The organism is Paraburkholderia sp. BL9I2N2 (genome assembly GCF_004339745.1).
Lineage (GTDB): Bacteria > Pseudomonadota > Gammaproteobacteria > Burkholderiales > Burkholderiaceae > Paraburkholderia.
The window spans coordinates 486,595-506,370 of the sequence record NZ_SMGP01000003.1 but is presented as its reverse complement, the minus strand read 5'-3'; the positions used below and the strand labels follow the sequence as shown (position 1 = coordinate 506,370).

Annotated in this window: 11 protein-coding genes; 1 reads left to right on the top strand and 10 read right to left on the bottom strand. The window is 63.5% G+C overall.

Annotated features, from left to right (window positions below):
- Nucleotides 1-61 precede the first annotated feature (61 nt).
- Nucleotides 62-1,447 carry an MFS transporter gene (locus tag B0G74_RS32960; protein ID WP_132380272.1) on the bottom strand — a complete coding sequence of 462 codons (1,386 nt, stop codon included), beginning with the start codon at nucleotides 1,445-1,447 and terminating at the stop codon, nucleotides 62-64.
- An 89-nt stretch (nucleotides 1,448-1,536) separates the two neighbouring features.
- Nucleotides 1,537-2,703, bottom strand: coding sequence for a Xaa-Pro peptidase family protein (locus B0G74_RS32955; RefSeq protein ID WP_132380271.1), 1,167 nt, complete (start codon nucleotides 2,701-2,703; stop codon nucleotides 1,537-1,539).
- Nucleotides 2,704-2,889: 186 nt separating this feature from the next.
- Between B0G74_RS32955 and B0G74_RS32950 the strand changes: the two genes are divergently transcribed.
- Entirely contained in the window at nucleotides 2,890-3,885 is a 996-nt protein-coding gene (locus B0G74_RS32950; protein ID WP_132380270.1) for a LysR substrate-binding domain-containing protein, read from the top strand.
- 16 nt (nucleotides 3,886-3,901) lie between these two features.
- On the opposite strand, the gene iolB is transcribed toward B0G74_RS32950, so the two are convergent.
- From iolB to B0G74_RS46950, 8 genes are all read right to left on the bottom strand, one after another.
- Nucleotides 3,902-4,732, bottom strand: coding sequence for a 5-deoxy-glucuronate isomerase (gene iolB / locus B0G74_RS32945; protein WP_132380269.1), 831 nt, complete (start codon nucleotides 4,730-4,732; stop codon nucleotides 3,902-3,904).
- A 69-nt stretch (nucleotides 4,733-4,801) separates the two neighbouring features.
- The gene (locus B0G74_RS32940; RefSeq protein ID WP_132380267.1) at nucleotides 4,802-6,280 is read right to left on the bottom strand and encodes a mannitol dehydrogenase family protein; all 1,479 of its coding nucleotides are present in this window, start codon (nucleotides 6,278-6,280) and stop codon (nucleotides 4,802-4,804) included.
- A complete protein-coding gene (gene uxuA / locus B0G74_RS32935; protein WP_132381263.1) occupies nucleotides 6,267-7,319 on the bottom strand; it encodes a mannonate dehydratase in 1,053 nt (350 codons plus the stop codon). Before uxuA ends, B0G74_RS32940 begins: the two co-directional genes overlap by 14 nt.
- A 626-nt stretch (nucleotides 7,320-7,945) precedes the next feature.
- The gene (locus B0G74_RS32930) at nucleotides 7,946-9,652 is read right to left on the bottom strand and encodes an EAL domain-containing protein (RefSeq protein ID WP_243658423.1); all 1,707 of its coding nucleotides are present in this window, start codon (nucleotides 9,650-9,652) and stop codon (nucleotides 7,946-7,948) included.
- A gap of 91 nt (nucleotides 9,653-9,743) precedes the next feature.
- Nucleotides 9,744-10,718: a 4-hydroxythreonine-4-phosphate dehydrogenase PdxA gene (locus tag B0G74_RS32925; protein WP_132380264.1), complete on the bottom strand. Its 975-nt coding sequence runs from the start codon at nucleotides 10,716-10,718 to the stop codon at nucleotides 9,744-9,746.
- A 163-nt stretch (nucleotides 10,719-10,881) separates the two neighbouring features.
- A complete protein-coding gene (locus tag B0G74_RS32915; protein ID WP_132380261.1) occupies nucleotides 10,882-11,604 on the bottom strand; it encodes an OmpA family protein in 723 nt (240 codons plus the stop codon).
- Nucleotides 11,605-11,684: 80 nt separating this feature from the next.
- Nucleotides 11,685-18,119, bottom strand: a complete 6,435-nt coding sequence (locus B0G74_RS32910; RefSeq protein ID WP_132380258.1) for an ESPR-type extended signal peptide-containing protein — start codon at nucleotides 18,117-18,119, stop codon at nucleotides 11,685-11,687.
- 870 nt (nucleotides 18,120-18,989) lie between these two features.
- Nucleotides 18,990-19,196, bottom strand: coding sequence for a hypothetical protein (locus tag B0G74_RS46950; RefSeq protein ID WP_243658422.1), 207 nt, complete (start codon nucleotides 19,194-19,196; stop codon nucleotides 18,990-18,992).
- Between the last annotated feature and the right edge of the window lie 580 nt (nucleotides 19,197-19,776).

The following is a 19,776-nucleotide window of genomic DNA, read 5'->3' as shown; positions in this document are numbered from 1 at the left end:
GCCGCTCCGGCGCCGCAATCGGCCAGGTCATACACGGCATGGTAACCGGATCGATTTGCGCTCAGCGCGTCAAAGGATGCGGCGAGTGCGCGGACGCACGCGCGCACAGCGCAGCGGCCGCCTCATCCTCCGGCTCTGCCGACAGATCCCGCCTGAAAGTCTCCGCGAGGAAAAACGCGCACACCAGGCTCAGCAACCCCGTCGCCGCGATATAGATCGAAATGGGCAGCGTCTGGCCATACGTAGCGAACAGATAGGTGGCGATCAATGGCGTCGGTCCTGACGTGATGATGCCGGCGACCTGATACGGCAGCGACGCCCCCGTATAGCGCACCCGCGTACCGAACAGTTCCGCAAACCACGTCGATTGCACGCCGTACACCGACGCCTGGCTCAACGCGATACCGCAGACGTACGCCACGAAAATCAAGGTCGGATTGCGTGTCTCGAGCAACGGAAAAAACGCGAATCCATAGATCGCGACGAACACCGCGCCGAGCATGAACACGGTCCGGCGTCCGATCACGTCCGACAGTTTGCCGAACAGCGGCAGCGTGATCAGCGCAAACGCGCAGCCCACAATGATGGCGTTCAGCGGTAGCCCACGCGACAAGCCGAGCCGCGTCGTTCCGTAGACCAGCACGAACACGTTGATCACGTTGAAGGTAATGTCGACCGCGAAGCGCGTGCCGATCGTCAGCACGAGGTCTTTCGGATGCCGGCGCAGCAATTCGACTAGCGGCGCCTTCACGACCTGCTTGCTCGCCTTGATCTGTTCGAATACCGGCGACTCCATGACGCGCAGGCGGATGAACAGGCCGATCGCGATCAGCGCGACGCTCAGCAGGAACGGCAGGCGCCATCCCCATGAATAGAACGCGTCCGACGGCATACTCGACACGGCTTTAAACACCGCGGTCGAGAGCATCAGCCCGAGCGGCACGCCCAATTGCGGGAACGCGCCGAAAAAGCCTCGCTTCCTGGCCGGCGCCGTTTCGACCACCATCAGCACCGCGCCGCCCCATTCGCCGCCGACGCCGAGGCCTTGCATGAAGCGCATCGCCACCAGCAGGATCGGCGCCCAGACGCCGATCGACGCATAAGTCGGCAGCAGGCCGATCACGAAGGTGCTCACGCCCATGATGGTCAGCGTCGCGACGAGCGTTGCCTTACGTCCGATGCGATCGCCAAAGTGCCCGAAAAACACGGCGCCGAAAGGCCGTGCGAGATAGCCGACCGCAAAACTGCCGAACGCCGCGATGGTGCCAACCACCGGATCGAACGAGGGGAAGAACAGCTTGGCGAAGACCAGCGCCGAAGCGGTGGCATAGAGAAAAAAGTCGTACCACTCGATGGCGGTCCCGACCACCGAAGCGACCAGCACACGGTTGACGGCCGACCGGCTGATAACCGGCGCGTTGCCGGATGAAACAGGCGATGTATTCATGTCTCCTCCCTTCTCTGGGAATCTATGTCTTGAACTGCTGCGTGCCGGCGGCGCGGATTCGCCGGCACGTTACGTTAAATTCGCTGCACTCACCAGTGCAGTTCCATCGGGAACTGGTCGAGCGTTTCGACGCCGCCCGAGGTCAACCGCACGATACGTTCCGTGCGCAAACCGCCGACGTTCGGCACCGTGATCGTCGCCTTCAAGGTGAAGACCATGTTTTCCTGCAGCACGGTCTTGTTGCCCGGCCCGATCCATGGCGCTTCTTCTTCCGGATCCATACCGGTGCCGTGACCGGTGCCATGGCCGCGCGCTTCGCTCGAGTATTGCTCGTAGTTCGACTTCACCAGCGCCTGCTGGATCACCGCGTTCAGTTCCATGGCCGCCATGCCGGGACGCGCGGCGGCCAGCCCCGCTTCGACCGCGCGCGCCGCTGCCGCGACGATCGCCATCTTCTCGGGATTCGCCGGACCGTAGGTGAAACCGCGTCCGCCATCGGCGACGTACCCACGATAACGCGCACCGATGTCCGTCATGATCAGGTCGCCCGGTTGCAGGATGCGGTCGGTGGGACGCGCCAGGTTATACGCCGAGCGCGGACCGGATTGCACCATCGAATCGAACGCGGTCCGGTCTGCTCCTCCCGCGAGCATCGCACGGTCAGCGATTAGAGCGAGTTCACGCTCGATGTAGGGACGGCCGTCGGCGAGCGCGTCGCGAATCGCGGCCATCGCCGAATCGGTCAAGGCGGCAGCTTTGCGCATCAGCGCCACTTCGGCGTCGCTCTTGATCGCCTTGATTTCGGCCAGCACCATCGTCGGTTCGAGCTTCAGTTCGCCGAGACCAGCGTTCAGGCGCTGCAGCAGGTCCGCGGGGATATAGGCGGCGCCGGCAAGGCCGACCGTGCCGCTGCGGTGCCGCGCCGAAAACGCCTGCACCTGTTGCGTGACTTCTCGCAGGCTGCGCACCTCGAAGGCGGTCACGCTCGTCGCGTAGTCGAAGCATTGATCCGACACGAACAGCACGGGGTCGCCGTCTACTGGCAGCAGCAGGATCGCGTTGGCAATGTCCGATACGCCGTCGAGCGGACGGAACTCGGTGAAGTAGCCGATGTTCGCGCCACGCCAGCAATCGCCGAAAGCGAGCAGGCCGACCAGGCCCGCCTCGTCGAGAGCGCTGCGGACCTTGGCGACGCGGCCGAGGAACTCGTCGGTAGTGATGCCTTCCGGCGGGATATCTGCGGTACGGATGTTCATTGCTTCTTCGTCTCCTGTGCGGCTGCATGCGCGGATGCTGGATGCAGCCGTTCTCGATGCCCATGATGGGAAACCGCCCGCCTTGGAATGCAGGGCGTCTGATGCATAGTAGAATCGATCGATATGCTTTTATAATGAAAAATAACGCAAAATCTATATCAATACGGAATACATGGAGACGACATCGTGACCTCGGCAATTCATCCGGACGGCGGCGCGGGGACGATCGCGACGGGCCGCTTCGACCCCACACGTCTGAAGACGCGCCAATTGGCCCTGATCGTTCAGCTCGACATCCATCGCTCGGTATTGCGCGCGGCGGACGCCGCGCACATGACGCAGCCCGGGGCGACCAAGTTGCTGCGAGAACTGGAAGAGACGATGGGTGTGCCATTGTTCGAACGGCATCCGCGCGGTGTCGAGCCCACCTGGTACGGCGAGGTGCTGATCCGCCATGCGCGCAGCGTGCTGGCGGAGTTGCGGCACGCGTACGACGAAGTGTCCGCGCTCAAAGCCGGCCTGACCGGGCAGGCGATGATCGGCACCGAGGTCACGGCGGCCACCAATCTCGTGCCGCAAGCCGTGGCGCTACTCAAGAAACGCTTTCCGCAGATTCGCATCAACATCGAGATGGAGTTCAGCGAGGTGCTGGTGCAGCGTCTGCAGGAAGGCAAGCTGGATATGATCGTGGCGCGAATCCGCAATCCGGACGATCTGGCGGAACTGCACTACGCCCCGCTCGCAGAAGCACAGCACGCGCTGTTCGCACGCGCTGGCCATCCGCTCGTCAAGCGCAAGGCTCTGAGCTGGGACGAACTGGCGCCGCAAACGTGGATCTTGCCGCCGAAAGGCAACGTGATGCGCAATCAGTTCACGCAACTTTTTCTCGAACTGCAGCTCGCGTTGCCGACGGATGTGGTCGAGAGTTCGTCGCTACCTGTCATCACGAGTCTGCTGCAAATGAGCGATATGATCGCGCCGCTTGCGCGCGAGCCGGTGCGGCCGTATTGCATTGCCGGCGCGCTCGAACCGCTACCGTTCGAACTCGATCTGAAGCTCGGACCGGCGGGCATCGTCACGCGGCGCGGCGACAGGCTCTCACCGGGTGCGCGGGCGATGCTGCAAGCGCTGCGCGAGGCCGCCGGATTCGATACCCAAGGCCCCGACGCCGAAAGCGACTGACTTACCGCGACGGGACTCAGCGCACGCCGTCCGCCGCGACCCCTGCGCCGGACTGTAGTAACCATTCATGCGCCGGCTCGTTGTGCACGTGCCAGGTGCGACGTGGACCGGCCATCACATTCAGGTAGTAGAGGTCGTAGCCGTGCGCGGCCGCAACCGGATGATAGCCGCGCGGCACCAGCACGACATGCTTGTCGTACGCCGCGAGCGTTTCGTCGAGACTGCGGTCGTCGGTATAGACGCGCTGAATCGCGAAGCCCTGCGGCGGCGAGACGCGGTGGTAATAGGTTTCCTCGAGATAGGTCTGCTGCTCGCCATCGTCGGTATCGTGGCGATGCGGCGGGTAGCTCGACCAGTTGCCCGCGGGCGTCACCGATTCCACCACCAGCAAGCTCTCCGCCGGCTCGGTTTCCGGAAGGATGTGCCGCACGTGACGCAGGTTGGCGCCAGCGCCGCGGGTTTCCTGCTTGACCTCGCGAGGTGCAATGAAGCGCGGCGGCAGACCGCCCTTCGCGGGCGCGGAGCAGATTCCGAGTTCGACGTCGTCCGTCGCCAGGATCGTGTAGCGCGTATGCGGCGGCACATACATGGACCACGGCGCGCCATCGAACGGTGACATCCGTGCGCCGATCTCGCGGCTCGCGAGTCCTTCGCAACCGACTATTGCGTGCCCCTTGACGAGCACGACCACGACTTCGCGATCGCCCGTCTCCCGAGTCACCGTCGCGCCGGGCATCAGGTCGAAAACATCGAAGCCGACGTATTGCCAGCCGGCGCTCGCCGGCGTGATATGGATGATCTGGCCGTCTTCGGCATGCTTTGACGGTTTGACGAGCAGGTCGCTCATGTGTTCCTCCAATTATTTAGGGCTACTAGCCGGCAGAACGCGGCGGTTGCTGCGGCCACGTGCATGGCCTCAAGCGGTAAAAGCGCCCATCGCTTTGACGACGCCTTGTGCACGAATCGCCGCCAGATGGCGTGCGACTTGCGCGACGAAACGCGGGTGCGCGCGCAGATCGCCTCCGAAAATCGACTCGATTTCGAACAGTGTTCGTACCGTATCGACGGCATCCGCGTGCAAGGTCGCGCGGACCGCTTCGGTCAGTGTGTCGGCGAGGGGATCCGCGATCGCGTAAGTGCGCCCTGTCTCGTCCTGACCGCTGAGGTACGCGATCCAGCCGGCCAGCACAAAGGCAAGACGTTCGGTCGGCGCGCCGCTTTTCAAGTTGGCGCGCACGCTTTCCAGCCAGCGCTGCGGCAGTTTCTGCGAGCCGTCGGTCGCGATCTGTTGCAAGCGGTGATCTAGCGCGGTGTTGCGAAAACGCGCGAACAGTTCAGCGCGATAGGTGGCCAAAGCGGGTCGCGACAGCGTCGGCTCTACCTCGTCGCGCAACATGCTTTCGACAAAGTTCAGCACCGCCGGTGCGCCGATCGCCTGATCGACGGTGTCATAGCCAACCAGCGACCCGAGGTACGCGAGCGCCGAATGCGCGCCGTTCAACATCCGCAATTTGGCCTGCTCGTAGGGGCGCGCGTCATCCACGAGTGTCGCGCCTGCGCGTTCCCACGCCGGCCGCGGTCCCACGAAGTGGTCCTCGATCACCCACTGCGAAAACGGCTCGGTCATCACCGGCCACGCATCGTCGGCACCGAGTTGCTTCGCTACGCGCATACGGTCGGCGTTGGTGGTGAGCGGCACGATCCGATCCACCATCGTGTTGGGAAATGCGCCCTCTTGCTCGATCCAGTCGGCCAGCACAGGATCCGTTTCGCGCGCGAACGCCAGCGTCAACGCGCGCATCGTATCGCCGTTGGACGGCAGGTTGTCGCACGACAGCACGGTGAACGGGCCCAGACCGGCCGCGCGGCGCAGCGCCAGCGCGCGCACGACGAAGCCGATCGCGCTTCGGGGCGCGGCGGCCTCGCGCAGATCATGGGCAATGTCGGGATGATCGAACTGCAATGCACCGCTGGCCGGATTGCGGCAATAGCCCTTCTCGGTGATCGTCAGGCTGACGATATGACAGCGCGGATCGGTCATCGCGTCGAGCACGGCGGCGGGAGACTGCGGCGCGACCAGCGAAGCAATCAGCGCACCGATGACCTGGAACGAATCCGCGGTGCCGTCGCCCACATCCACCGCATACAGATGATCTTGCGGAGCGAGCGCCTCCGACGTGTCTGCACGCCGCAACGACACGCCGACGATACCCCAGCGGTGATCGCCAGCACACAACGTGTGCTCGGTGTAGACCGCCTGGTGCGCACGATGAAACGCCCCGAGGCCCAGATGGACAATGCCCGGTGCAAGGCTCGCGCGATCGTAGGCGGGAACGACGACTTCGCCAGCAGCGCGCGCCGCGAGCGAAGCCAGGGCGGCATTACTCAGCCGCATGATCGGCCGGATGTTTGGCGAGACCTTCCCAGATGCCGTTCAGGTAGACCGCACCCAGCGCTCTGTCGAATAGCCCGTAGCCGGCGCGGCCCGTTTCGCCCCAGATCATTCGCCCATGGTCCGGCCTTGCATAGCCGTCAAAGCCGGTTTCGAAATAGGCTTTGACGATTTCCGCCATGTCGAGTGAGCCATCGGCCGAGCGATGCGAAGTCTCATGAAAGTCGCCCGCGGCATTGGTTTGCACGTTGCGCAGGTGGGCAAAATGAATCCGGCCACGTGCGCCGAACTCGCGCACCAGTGCCGGAATATCGTTCTGCAGGTCCGCGCCCAGCGACCCCGAACACAGCGTCAGGCCATTGGCGGGATCGTCGACGATAGCCAGCACGCGCTGCAGGTCAGCGCGATTCTTCACGATGCGCGGCAGGCCGAAAATCGGCCGCGGCGGATCGTCGGGGTGGATCGCCATCTTGATGCCGGCTTCTTTGGCCACCGGAATAATCGCGCGCAGAAAGTAGTCGAGATTGGCCCAGAGACCGGCTTCGTCAAGCGCTTCGTACTCGCACAGCAGGGCTTTCAATTGCTCGGGCCGATAGCTCGCGTCCCAGCCGGGCAACTGGATACCTTGGCTGACGTCGAGCTCGCGGATCGCTTGCGTGTCGAACGCGAGCGTCGTCGATCCGTCGGGCAGGCGCATTTCCAGCGAGGTGCGGGTCCAGTCGAAAACCGGCATGAAGTTGTAGCAGACCACCTTCACACCGCAGGCGCCGAGGTTACGCAGCGACTGGCCGTAGTTGGAAATGAGCGTGTCGCGCGTCGGTTTGCCGAGCTTGATGTCCTCGTGCACCGGCACGCTTTCTATCACTTCCAGTGTCAGACCGTGAGCCTCGATCTTCTCTTTCAGCGACAGGATCCTGTCGATCGGCCACACCTCGCCCACAGGCACGTCGTAGACCGCCGAGACGACCCCGACCATGCCCGGGATCTGGCGGATATACGCGAGCGGCACGGGGTCCGTGTCGCCATACCAGCGAAAGGTCATTTTCACGTTCGAGTCTCCTCCTCACACGCTCGCTGCGCCTTCAACGACGCTGCGTATCAGTGAATGGTTGGTTCGGCCTTTCCGCGTTGGTCCAGCGCGGCGAGGCGTCGGATCGACGCCGTGCGCCTGTTGGTTTCACGCAGGGGCACAGCAGGGACTTTGCATACTAGCGGCGATCGACATGCATTTATAATGAACATTAATACATTATCTATACGATTATGGAATACATGGAGATGCAAGCTTGCCGCCCGTCTGCTGTCAGATACAGCACGCGCGACTCGTTCAGTTCCCAGTCTTCCTCTCGCTCAGCCAACGGCTGCAGTGCTACATAAGTCGATGGCGCGCTCCTCGACATAAAACACGTTGCGCGACGCGGGCGAATCGATATCGCTAATTCGGACAGCAGCGATCGAAAAGTTCTTACAGTCGAGCTGGCTTGCCCGATAGATGATCGCGTCAGCCTTCGTGACGCGCGTGCGGGGATTGCTGAATTTGCGCCGATCACTGCGTAGTGCGTGTCCAGTAGGACAGCGATATTGACGTGGTTGACGAGGCCGGGCGGCCAATTCACTTGGTTGACGCTCACCGCGCCAGCAGCGCGCGAACATCAATTCCGTTTGGCGCTATCCCAAACGCAGCATGAATTCCACCAGGGCCTTCGAGTCAAGCGGGCGGCTGACCAGATAACCCTGAATGGAATCGCATCCGGCGTCCTTCAACTCTGCGACCTGATGTGGGTACTCCACGCCTTCCGCGACAGTTTTCATTCCCAGTGAACGAGCGAGACCGATAATGCCTCGGATGACCGCAGACGCTTTCTCTGAATCGACCAGCGCTCGAACAAACGACTTGTCGATCTTCAGCGTGTCGATAGGCAGCCGGAGCAGATAGCCGAGACTGGAGTATCCAGATCCGAAGTCGTCCAGCGATGTGGATATGCCGGCTTGCTTCAGCGCGGCAAGAACGGACGTTGCCTTTTCGATATCGCTCACTAGAGAGTCCTCCGTGACTTCAATATCGAGCATTGCGGGGGAGACGTCGTGTGCCCTCGCGATATGGAGAATCCTATCTGTAAGTCCCGCACCGAGAAGTTGCCGAGCCGACAGATTGAGACTGATCCGCGGTACGGATACACCCAGCCGTCTCCATGCACCGATATGCTGGCAAACTGCATTGAGCAGCCATTCGACGAGGGCGCCTTCATATGGGGACTCAAGTAACACATCCAGGAATGCGTACGGCGTGAGCAGGCCTCGTTCAGGATGACGCCAGCGAAGGAGCGCCTCGACGCCGATTGGGGAAGCGTCCGCGAGTGCTATCTGAGGCTGGAAATGAAGCTCGAACTGGTTCGCCGCAAATGCCTCACGAAGATCGATGCGCAAAGCAAGGCGGTCACGCATGCCCTGGTCGAGGGTCCCATCGTACGCGCATACCTGAAACCGGCCAGATGACTTCGCTGCGTACATGGCGGTATCGGCATGACTCAGCAACGCCTCGGCTGATTCCGGTGCATCTCTCAGTAGCGCGATGCCAATGCTGGCCGACAGGGAGACAGCCCTTCCACATGCTTCAAATGGCATTGCGAGCTCGCTGAGCACCGCGTGCGCGAACGCTTCTGCCGCGCTTTCAGTAGTATTGCGTAACAAGAGAACGAACTCGTCACCCCCGACGCGCGCGGCGAAAAAATCAGGGTCAAGAATTGCCAGAAGCCTTTTCGCAAAGCCGCGCAACAGATCATCGCCGACAGCATGACCGAACGCGTCGTTGACTTCCTTGAAATGGTCCAGGTCAACAAACAGCACCGCCAGGGAAGCACCATGCGTAAAGCCCGTTGAAGCAGCCTCAGCGACCGCGCGCGATAGCACCTCCATGCACTTGCGCCGGTTGGCCAGACCAGTCAGATAGTCGTAACTAGCTTCAAATTCCAGCTGCGCCGCGTGCTCGTGTTCGCGCGTGACGTCGCGGAAAAGCACCGTGATGCCATCGTCGTGGGCAAATGAACGAGCCTCAAACCACGCGCCGAGCGGTGCGTAATAGTCAGTGTGCCGGCCCGGCAGTCCCGTTGCCGCCGTCTGCTGATAGGCGCGATAGTAGCCAGAATCTACCAGGTCCGGGTAACACTGCCATATGTCACGTCCGAGCAGATTTTGCCGGTCCCGCTGCAAGTATCGTTCAGCGGTATGGTTCATGTAGCTGAAGCGCCACGATCTGTCTATCGACATGAATCCGTCGCTCAGGCTATCAAGCATGTCGGCCAGGTGGGGCGGTGCAGGCTGTCGGGCGTCGGCATCTGTCGGGCGGGGAGGACGAGAGTCAGTCTGTCGTTCCATTTTTTTGTGCCTTCTGTTCGCGTCGGAGCCAAAGGCATCGCTTGTGCGGATACCGTGGGCTCATCGCATTCTAACCGCCTTTGCCGCCACCTCAAACATCTGGACACCCTCGCAGCCTGCCCGCGATGTCGAAGCCGCTGCCGTGGCCGACGCTCGAGAACATCACGCCCGCGCCGATCGACAGCGCCGCGCTATGGCGGCCCGCGCGCAGCTTGACGGGAATGTGCCCCTGGTCGTGATACATCGCGACGAACACGTCGACATCGGGATTCGTCAGCAACAGATCCGCGCCGTCCGGTCCGATCACGGCAATGCCCTCGTCGCGCAACTGCCGCGCGGCGGGTTCGGTGATGTCGATGTCCTCGCGGCCAAACAGCCCGCCTTCGCCCGCGTGCGGATTGATGCCCATCAGGCCGACCACCGGGCGCTCGATGCCCATCAATTGCAGCGTTTGCGCGGCGGCTCGCGCGGCGCGTACGATGTGGCGCTGATCGAGCCGCGCGAGCGCCGAACCAATGCCTTCGTGCAAGGTCGCATGAACGATGCGCAGGCCGCCGCCGATCAGCAGCAGATACACGTCGTCAGCCGGCACGCCCATCTGCTGCGCGACGAAGCCCGGATAGCCGGCGAAACGCACGCCGCTCGCATTGATCGCCGTCTCCGAATGCGGACACGCGATCACGACGTCGACATTGCCCGCCCGCGCGGCAGCGAGTGCGACGCTGACATACGCGAGCGTCGCGGTTCCGGCCGCGGCCGCGACTTCACCCGGCACGAATGCTTCGGCAGCCAGCGACGCGACGTCGACCACGTCGATCGCGCCGGGTTCGGCCGCGGGCAAATCGTCGGCCCGCACTTGCCGAAGCGTCATCCCGGGACAGCAGCGCTGGACATACCAGCGAATGACGAACGCATCGCCGAACAGAACCAGACGCCGCGTCGGACCGGCATCGGCCATGTCGCGCGCGCTCTGCGCGGCGGCCTTCACGGCAATCTCGGGACCGATGCCGTTCGGGTCGCCGATCGCCAGCGCGATGGTTAGGGAGTGGCTCGTCGGCTGTTTCATAGCGGCAGTGCCAGCAGCGTGTCGATACGCGAGCTGTCGCACACGACGATCCGTTCGCGCAGCATCCAGCCTGCGCGGCTCGCCCGGCGCGCCGAAGGACATCCCGGCGCTCGGGGCCGAACGTTGGCTCGTTCATCTCGAACCGGTTCGGCACTGAGCCATCTCACTCCCCCCGAACTTCAATGGAGACCCGCCTGTCCGGTTGCAGGCAAGCGATGAGCGACTTGCTCCCGCCGTCCGGACATTGCGTTGTTGAATCGCCGGAGCCCACGCCCGTCGCATGAATCACCTCACCGTTCAGTCCATGATTGATCATGTACTCCCTCACCGTCTGTGCACGCGCCAGGGACAACGGCTGGTTGACCGTTTCAGGCCCAAGACGGTCGGTATGGCCTACGACCGAAATGGACTGAACGCCACTGCGCTGCCTGATACGCCTAATGACCTGATCGAGACTTGCCACCCCGCCCGGCAGCATTGAAGCGCGGCTTGATTTGCCGAAGGCAAACAACGCATCGCTTTGGATCACGAACTGATCAACCGTTTGCGCCGCAGGTGCGACCGGCTGCGAGGACACTGCAGCCGGCGTGACCGGCGCGTCGCCGCAGGCGAAGGTAAGCCGCCGCGTGACATCGGCCTGGTCATTGTCCGGCAGCAGGCGCCCGACTTTCTGCACCGGGCGAACCGGTTCTCCGTGACATATCTGCTGAGCCACCTTCATACAGGTAGCAGGTCCCTCGAAGATCCCATGACATTCGACCTGATGAAGCGTGGAACCGTCGGCGGCCGTAATCGTATAAGCGTTAAACGTCGGCCCGGAGGCACTCGAACATCCTGCAAGCAACACCAGGCTCAGCGACAAACCCCATCCAGAAAGCTGCTTCATTGTGTTCTCCATACTGTTTTGCGTACGTCAGGTTCTGAGCACGATCATGTTGTCCGCACTTGAGCGAAGGCGTCTGCGCCCTACCATTGCATGGCCGCACCCATGCCGAAGGTTGTGCCGCCGGGGCTCATGCCGACGCCTGCCTTCATCTTGATGTTTTCGGTGACACGAGCGGTCCCCCCCAGCGCGACGGCCTGATAGCCACGAAAGCCCGCCGTGCCGATGCCAAATGACAAGGTCTTGTCCTTGTCGACCTCCGGAATCATCGTCAATGCGGTCGCTGCGGCGATGCCGGAATAGGCATTGCGCGCGACGGAGTTGATGCCCGATTGCAGCTGATCCACCCGTTGATCGGTATAGGCATTGGCCTGCGCGAGCCCGGCATTGAGCTGGTCCACGTTGACTGCGTCCGTCCCCTGGGTTCCCGCAGCCACATTCGCCACCTGCCGCGTGTCGGCAAGCGAACCGACGGATACCACGTTGCTGCGGCCTCCGTCCGTGCTACCTGCCCCAAGCGCCACCGAGTTATTCCCGCTCGCGGCCGCGCCGACCCCCACTGCGGTCGCGCCCGTCGCGCTCGCTTGCGAACTGTTGCCGACCGCCGTGCTATTCGACCCGGATGCCGATGCGCCTTGCCCGCCCGCCGACGAATTCGATCCCGTGGACGCCGGTGGCGTCGGCGTGCCGGGCGAGGACGAGAAGCTGCCGCCGCTGTTCGTGGTCCGTTGGTTGATCAGCGTGGTCAACTGGGTTGACACCGCGTCCAGTTGCGAGACGTTCACCGCGTCGGTTCCGGCCTTGCCGGCTGCCACGCCGGTGATCTGCCGATTACCGATATTGACCTCACCTGCGGACGATTGCGGACTGCTCAACCCGTATGCGATGTAGTTGCTCAACGCGCCAACCGTGGTCACCGAACCCGCGCCTAGCGCAACGCTGTTTGCCATCGACGCGCTCGCGCCTGAGCCCATCGCGACCGCATCGATGGCGCTGCTTTGCGCCCCCGAACCGATAGCAATGCCGCCTGCATTCGCAGCCTTTGCGTTCGCCCCTTGTGCGATCGACTGGGCGCCGCTTGCGATGGCGCCGCTGCCGAGCGCAATCGCGTCGGCCTGTGCCGCATTCGAGCTTTCACCGATCGCGACGCCGCCTGGTGCCGTCGAATCGACGATGGCGCCGTTGCCGATCCCCACGCCGTTATCACCGTTGACCACTGTCGTCGGTCCGACCGCAATCGACTGCGCGCCGACCGCGAGCGAATCCGCCGCCGTCGAATTCGCGTGAAAATACATCTGTCCGGTAACGGCGAACGACGATAGCGCGCCCGCAAGCTGCCTGATGGTGACCGCATCCTGTGCCTGAGTGCCGTCCGCGACGTTGGTCAACTGGCGATAGGTGTTGCCGGCCGCGCTGCCGAAAGACACTGCGCCGAGCAACGTTTGATCCGACGTGTTGAAAGGAATCGCATGGGTGCCATTCGCAATTGAACCGATCCCGGACAGGACCGCGCGATTGGACACGGATCCCGAGCCGATCGCGACTCCGCCGGCCACCGTTGCGCTCGACAGGGCACCCAGCGCAAGCGCGTTGTCCGCCTGCGCGGCAGCGCCGTTGCCGCCGGCAAAGCTGCTCACGCCGGCGGCCGTTGCCCCCACGCCCGCCGCCAGCGCATTGACGCCGGTGGCGCCGTCGTTGTTGTAGTTGCCGCCCTGTGTGCCGCCATCGTTCACGCTGTAGTAGTGCGTCTTGCTGGCGGTCACTACGCTGGCGAGGCTGTCCACCGCCTGATCCGTCGCGTACAGCTGCGAACCGTTCACCGCGTCGGTGCTTGTCGCGCTGACCCGGCCTGCCGCCACGTTGGTCACCGTGCGCTCGTTACCCGCGCTGCCCACGCTGACCGTGCTCGTCGGGGCGGCACCGGCGTAGGTGTAGGCCGTGCCGTTGATCGTGTCGCCGGTCGTTGCCACTGCCGCAGCCGTGGTCGACCCGCTGCCCAGCGCAACGGCATCGGCGTTATTGGCCACCGCGCCCTGACCCAGGGCCGTGCTGTTGGCGCCGGCCGCGGTGGCGGCCACACCCGCCGCAAGCGCGTTGGTGCCGGTGGCGCCATCGTCGGCGTAGTTGGCACTCTGAGTACCGCCGTCGTTGACGCTGTAGTAGTGCGTCTTGTTGGCGGTTACCGTCGTGGACAGACTGCTGACTGCCTGATCGGTTGCATACAGCTGCGAGCCATTCACTGCGTCGGTGCTGGTCGCGCTCACCCGGCCTGCCGCCACGTTGGTCACCGTGCGCTCGTTGCCTGCGCTGCCCACGCTCACCGTGCTCGTCGGGGCAGTCCCGGCGTACGTGTAGGCTGTGCCGTTGATCGTGACACCCGGCGTCGCCACCGCCGCGGCGGTTGTCGATGCGCTGCCCAGTGCCACGCTATTGGCGAACGTCGAGCTGGCCCCGGCGCCGAGCGCTACGGCGTCCGTGGCGCTACTCTGCGCGCCTGAGCCCACAGCCACGCCGCCCTGGTTAGCGGCATTCGCGTTGGCGCCCTGCGCAATCGACTGCGCACCGCTCGCGACCGCGCCGCTGCCGAGCGCCATTGCGTCGGCCGCGGCCGAATGCGATTGCTGACCGATCGCGACACCGCCGGGCGCCGTTGCATCGACCACCGCCCCGTTGCCGACACCGACGCCGCTGTCGCCGTTGACAACGGTCGTCGGTCCGACCGCGATTGACTCCGCGCCCACGGCCAGCGAATCGGCCGCCGTCGAATTCGCGTGGAAATAGTTCGTGCCCGTCACCGAAAACGACGACAATGCGCCCGCCAGTTGCCTGACGGTGACTGCGTCTTGCGCCTGCGTGCCGTCGGCCACATTGGTCAACTGACGGTAGGCCGTGCTACTGCCGACGGATACCGCACCCAGCAAGGTCTCATCGGACGTATTGAACGGAATCGCGTGGGAGCCGTTGGCGATCGATCCCGCCGCGGGCAGAACCGTGCGATCTGAAACCGATCCCGACCCGATCGCCACGCCGCCGACGATCGAGGCACTCGCCTGCAGTCCGAATGCCAGTGCACTGTTCGCCAGCGCCTGGGCACCGTTGCCCAGCGCCATGCTGCTCACCCCCGAAGCCTGGGCGCCGACACCCGCAGCCAGCGCGTTCACACCGGTCGCGCCGTCGTCGGCGTAGTTGGCACCCTGTGTGCCGCCGTCGTTGACGCTGTAGTAGTGCGTCTTGTTGGCGGTTACCGTCGTGGACAGCGCGTCGACGGCCTGATCGGTCGCGTACAACTGCGAGCCGTTCACGGCGTCGGTACTGGTCGAGCTCAACCGGCCCGCGGCAACATTCGTCACGGTGCGTTCTGCGCCCACTTTGCCGACGCTGACCGTGCTCGCCGGCGTGGTGCCGGCAAACGCGTACGCGGTCCCATTGATCGTCGCGCCTGGCGTGCCCACCGCGGCGGCAGTCGTGCTTCCCGCACCCAAGGCCACCGCGCCGGCGTTGGTGACCGTGGCGCCGGAGCCGATCGCAACGCCTTGCGTCGCCGCGGCCGACACCGTTGCAGCGTCGCCGAACGCGACCGAACCGGCATTGTTCGCTTGCGATGCGTTGCCCAGCGCGACGGCGCCCTGGCCGGTCGCTGCATTCGCATTGCCGAGCGCCACCGCGCCCTGGCCGTTGGACGTATTGTTCGCGCCCATGGTTATCGCACCGGTCCCGATCGCTGAGTTCGGATCGCCGATGGCGACCGCGCCGTTACCGCTGGCCGTATTGCCCACGCCGATCGACACGGCCTTGCCGCCGGTGGCGGTTGCCGTCTGACCGATCGCTATGGCGCCGGCCGTGTTCGCGGTTGCTCCGGTACCCTGGGCGATCGAATCGCCACCCGTGGCTTGAGCCCCGTTGCCCAATGCAATGTCGTTGGCCGTCGTCGGTGCGCCGTTCACGCCGGCCACCGCATTCAGACCCTGGGCGATCGAATCGTTACCGAACGCGTTGGCGGCCGGTCCCACCGCGATCGCGTCGGTGCCGGTGGGCACACTGTCCGGCAGCACCGAATTGGTGTGAAAATATTTGATCCCGCCGCCATTGTTGATGTTGGAAATCGCTGTGGTATTGGTCGACACCTGCTGGTTGGTGGCGAACAGCTGGGACCCGTTCACCGCGTCCGTGCTCGTCGCGTTCAATGCGGCCGGCGCCATGTTGGTGATGGTCACCGGAGACCCGGCCCCCGCCCCGCCGGTCGCACCGAGCGTGATCCTGGTACCGCCCGCCGCGTCGTACTTGACCGCAATGTTGGCGGTGTTGTCGATATTCGTATTCAGCGCGGTCAAGGCACCGGCAACCGTCGTCTGCGCGGTGGGTCCGCTTACCGCCCCGGTAGTGCTAACGGTGTTGACCGGCTGGCTAAAGCCGGTGAGATTGCCGGTCGCCGCGCTATAGCTGGCGCCGCCGCCCAGGGTGCCCGCTGTCGACGCGCCGAGATTATTGATACCGGCGACAACCGTATTCAGCTGCGAGCCGTTGATGGCGTCGGTGCTGGCGGCCGAAATCACGCCGGCTGCCACGTTCTGCAGTTGCCGCTCCTTCCCAGCGGAGCCCACCGACACCACGCCATTGGCCGCGCTCGCGATGCCGGCCGCCGTGCCGCCGTATAGTGCAGTGGTGCCCGTATGTGGCGCTGCGGTTGTGCTGCCCGCACCCAGCGCGACATCATTCGCGTTGCTGGCGGACGCGCCGGCACCCAGCGCGATCGCATGGGTCTGGTTGGCCACCGCCGAATCGCCGAATGCCAGCGCGCTCGCGCCGTTCGCATTGCTCGCGTTGCCCAGTGCGACCGCGCCCTGGCCATTGGCGGTATTGCCGTTGCCCTGCGCTACCGCGCCATCGCCCGTGGCGGTGTTGTTCGCGCCCACGGCGACCGCACCATTGCCAGTCGCGGTATTGGGATCGCCAATCGCGACCGCGCCGTTGCCGCTGGCGGTCTGCGCTTGACCGAGCGCTACTGCGCCCGTCCCGCCGAGTACCTGGGAGTTATGGCCGCCGGCGAACGAACCCGCGCCGGCTGCTGCGGCGACGGTGCTGCCGTCGCCGATCGCAACCGTGGACGCAGCGAGCGCACTTGCGGCATTGCCGATGGCAGAAGCATTGGTCGCGTTTGCCGTCGCGGAGGTACCCATGGCGAGGGCATCGGTGTTGGCGCCCGTCAGAGCTGAATCGCCGATCGCGATGGACGAGGAGCCAGCCGAACTCGCGCCGGAGCCGATCGCAATCGCGCGAATGCCCGACGCCGCGGCGCCCGCCACCGTCGCCGGGGCAGACGCGCCGCCTTCCGCGACGGAATCGGACGAACCCAACGCTATTGCATTAGCACCGCTCGCTTTCGAGCCATTCATCATGCCGAGCGCGTTGAGCCCTGTAGCGGCGGCGCCTGCCCCCAAAGCCACGGCATTCTGTGCCGTGGCTTTAGACACTGTGCCGGCGGCCAGTGAAGAGGGACCGGACGCAGTCACGTCCGTGCCAACGCCAATCGCACCCGCCGCCGTTGCGCCCGTGCCTGCGACAGAACGCGGCCCAAGATAAACGGCGTTGAGGCCGCTTGCGATGGACTGAAAGCCGACGGCGACGGCATGCGTCCCGGAGGCTGCAGCGGTATAGCCCACTCCGACGGCTGCGGGTCCGCTTGCCACGGCCTGGAAGCCAATCGCTGCGGCATAATCGGCGTTAGAGGTAACGTCAGTGCCGATGGCGATGGAGGCCGTTCCGGTCGAACCGGTGCCCGCCGCGGTGCGCGCGCCCAGATAAAGGGCGTTCGCACCAGTGGCGCTGGCTCCCGAGCCAACGGCTACACCATTGGTCTGGGAGCCTGTGGCTCCGCTGCCCAATGCGACCACGCCCGACGCGGCAGCGTTGGCGCTCGAACCCAGTGCAACGCTGTTGTCTCCGGTTGCTTTCGCCGAGGGGCCGACGGCAGTCGATAGGTTGCCGCTCGAAACAGCGTCAACGCCAATCCCGATGGCCGCGGACCCGCTGGCGGCGACATCCGTACCGATGCCGATTGCCGACTCCGCGGTCGCGCCGGTACCCGGAGCCGTGCGCGCGCCCACGTAAATGGCGTTGATACCATTGGCAATGGCCTGAAAGCCGAAGGACAGGGCATTAATGCCGGTACTGCTGGCGAGAGAACCTACCGCAGTGGCTCCGCCTCCAGACGCGGTCGACTGAAAGCCCACGCAGGTGGTGCTGCCACTATAGAAGTTGAAGGGCGCCGCCGAGCAGCTCACCTGCGCCTGCGCCTGCGCGGCCCATCCCCCCAGACCCATTAACAGCAGTACGGTGACGACACGCGGGCTGGAACCGTGCAGCACCGAAGCACCGTGTTCACCAGGCTCGCCGCAGCGCCCGTCGCATACGGAGGCAGCCGCTCCTGACTTTCCCTTGCCGCGCGACGCGTCCAGCTCCGACGCGGCAACGAAGGCGCCTAGCGCCTTGTTCCAGATGGTCCGATATGCTTTGTTCATGTCGTTGCCTCACCAGGTAATTGAAATGCGAAGTTCATATGCACGGGCGTGTGCATTCATCCCATTTATTCAGGATACCTATCTATGGTGTTTAAAACGTCTCACTGCGACGCGCGTTGCTTTAGCGTTGGAACTGCGGCAAGTTGCTTCCGCCCTCGGTGAATCACGAATTCTGCGCGCGAGCGAATACCCATGCTCACGATCCGATTCGCATGCTAATTAAATAATGAGGGTCAGTCAGATAACCAGTTTTTGGGGCGCTGGCCGCTGAGACGTTTGACGAATGTCTGGGTTATGAAGGTCCAAAGGGCGGACGCACAGAAAAGGCGATCGCGTGGCGGAGCGCCACTTGCCGGCCAGACTGGTGCGTCTTCGCCGCGCCAGTGCGCGGCTCTGTCCCGACTGGGATACTCATCGTTACTGCCCCTCAGTAGCCTGTTGCAACGTTCTCTCGGCTCATGGCATGACAAATAGTCTTTCGCCAGCCGGCACGCGCCGTTTTTCTTTCTCGCAACACCTTGAGCAATGTGAGACGCAGGCCGCCGGGTTATTCGCATCGAATGCCGCTTCTCCCATTAGCAGATCCTGTAATGGAAAGAAAGTTAAGTGCTCGCGGGGAACTTTCTCATAGGTCTTTTAATTTGTCTACAAAAAATCTTTACGATATCTGGACATTGCAGAATTTAACAATTAGGTTCTGTTCATGCGTTTCCCACTCAAAAAAATGGTCGGGATTTCCTTACATATCTTTAAGGAAATCTGTACCTTTTTCTCCATTTTCAGTCAATTGTCGTATAGCAACGCGCATAAAAAAATGGCAGGCCAGCTAGTGAACAGAAACCGCTTCGTTGATCGTGTCGACGGACACTTCTATTTCTGCCACTGCGAAGCAATCGGGAAAAGCTGCGTGCCGTTCACTGCGTCCGTGCTGGTGGCGCTGATCTGACCGGCGGCGACATTTTGCAACTCATGTTCCTGACTGACCGCGCCGATACTCTCGACAACGTCGGCGTCGCGCCTTCTGTTGAAGTTCGTAAATTCCGCTAATGATGTCCTTGGCGCGCTAATCGTGTCCACCAACGCTGCTAGCGCGGCTTTTCTACAGCATCACGAACTCACTGCCCGACACGACTGACCAAGCGCAGGACGACGCCGCGCAGACCAACATCCACACAAGGGGATGCTGAAGGCCGCAGCAGTGACGCACAAAGCGCCATACTGCACAACCGCAGTAGCCCAATTAGCGGACACAACGAACGCGTTAGCAAAATCAACGGACATCCGAGCGTACGTGCTTTGCTGAAACGCAACCCATTGCGTCTGCAGATACGCCTCGAGTTGCTCGCGGCTCCCCCCACCGGCGGCACTTCACGCGTGGCCAGATTCAGCGCCGGATGACGCCGTCCGGCGAGAACGAGATCAGATCGCCGTGCGTCCAGACACCCGGATTGCTGGCGATGTAAGCGGCGTGAAAAGCCGTCCGGTCGATGTCGCCAAAGAAGCCGCGAGGACGCGACGGAAACGGATTGACGCAAACGAGCTGGCCGACGATCGATTCCGTGCGAAATCAAACACTTTCCCGACCTGTGATAGCAAATGCGAGGCAACGTTATTCTCGCAACGGTGTTGGCAGTAATGTAGAAACAACCCGACGACA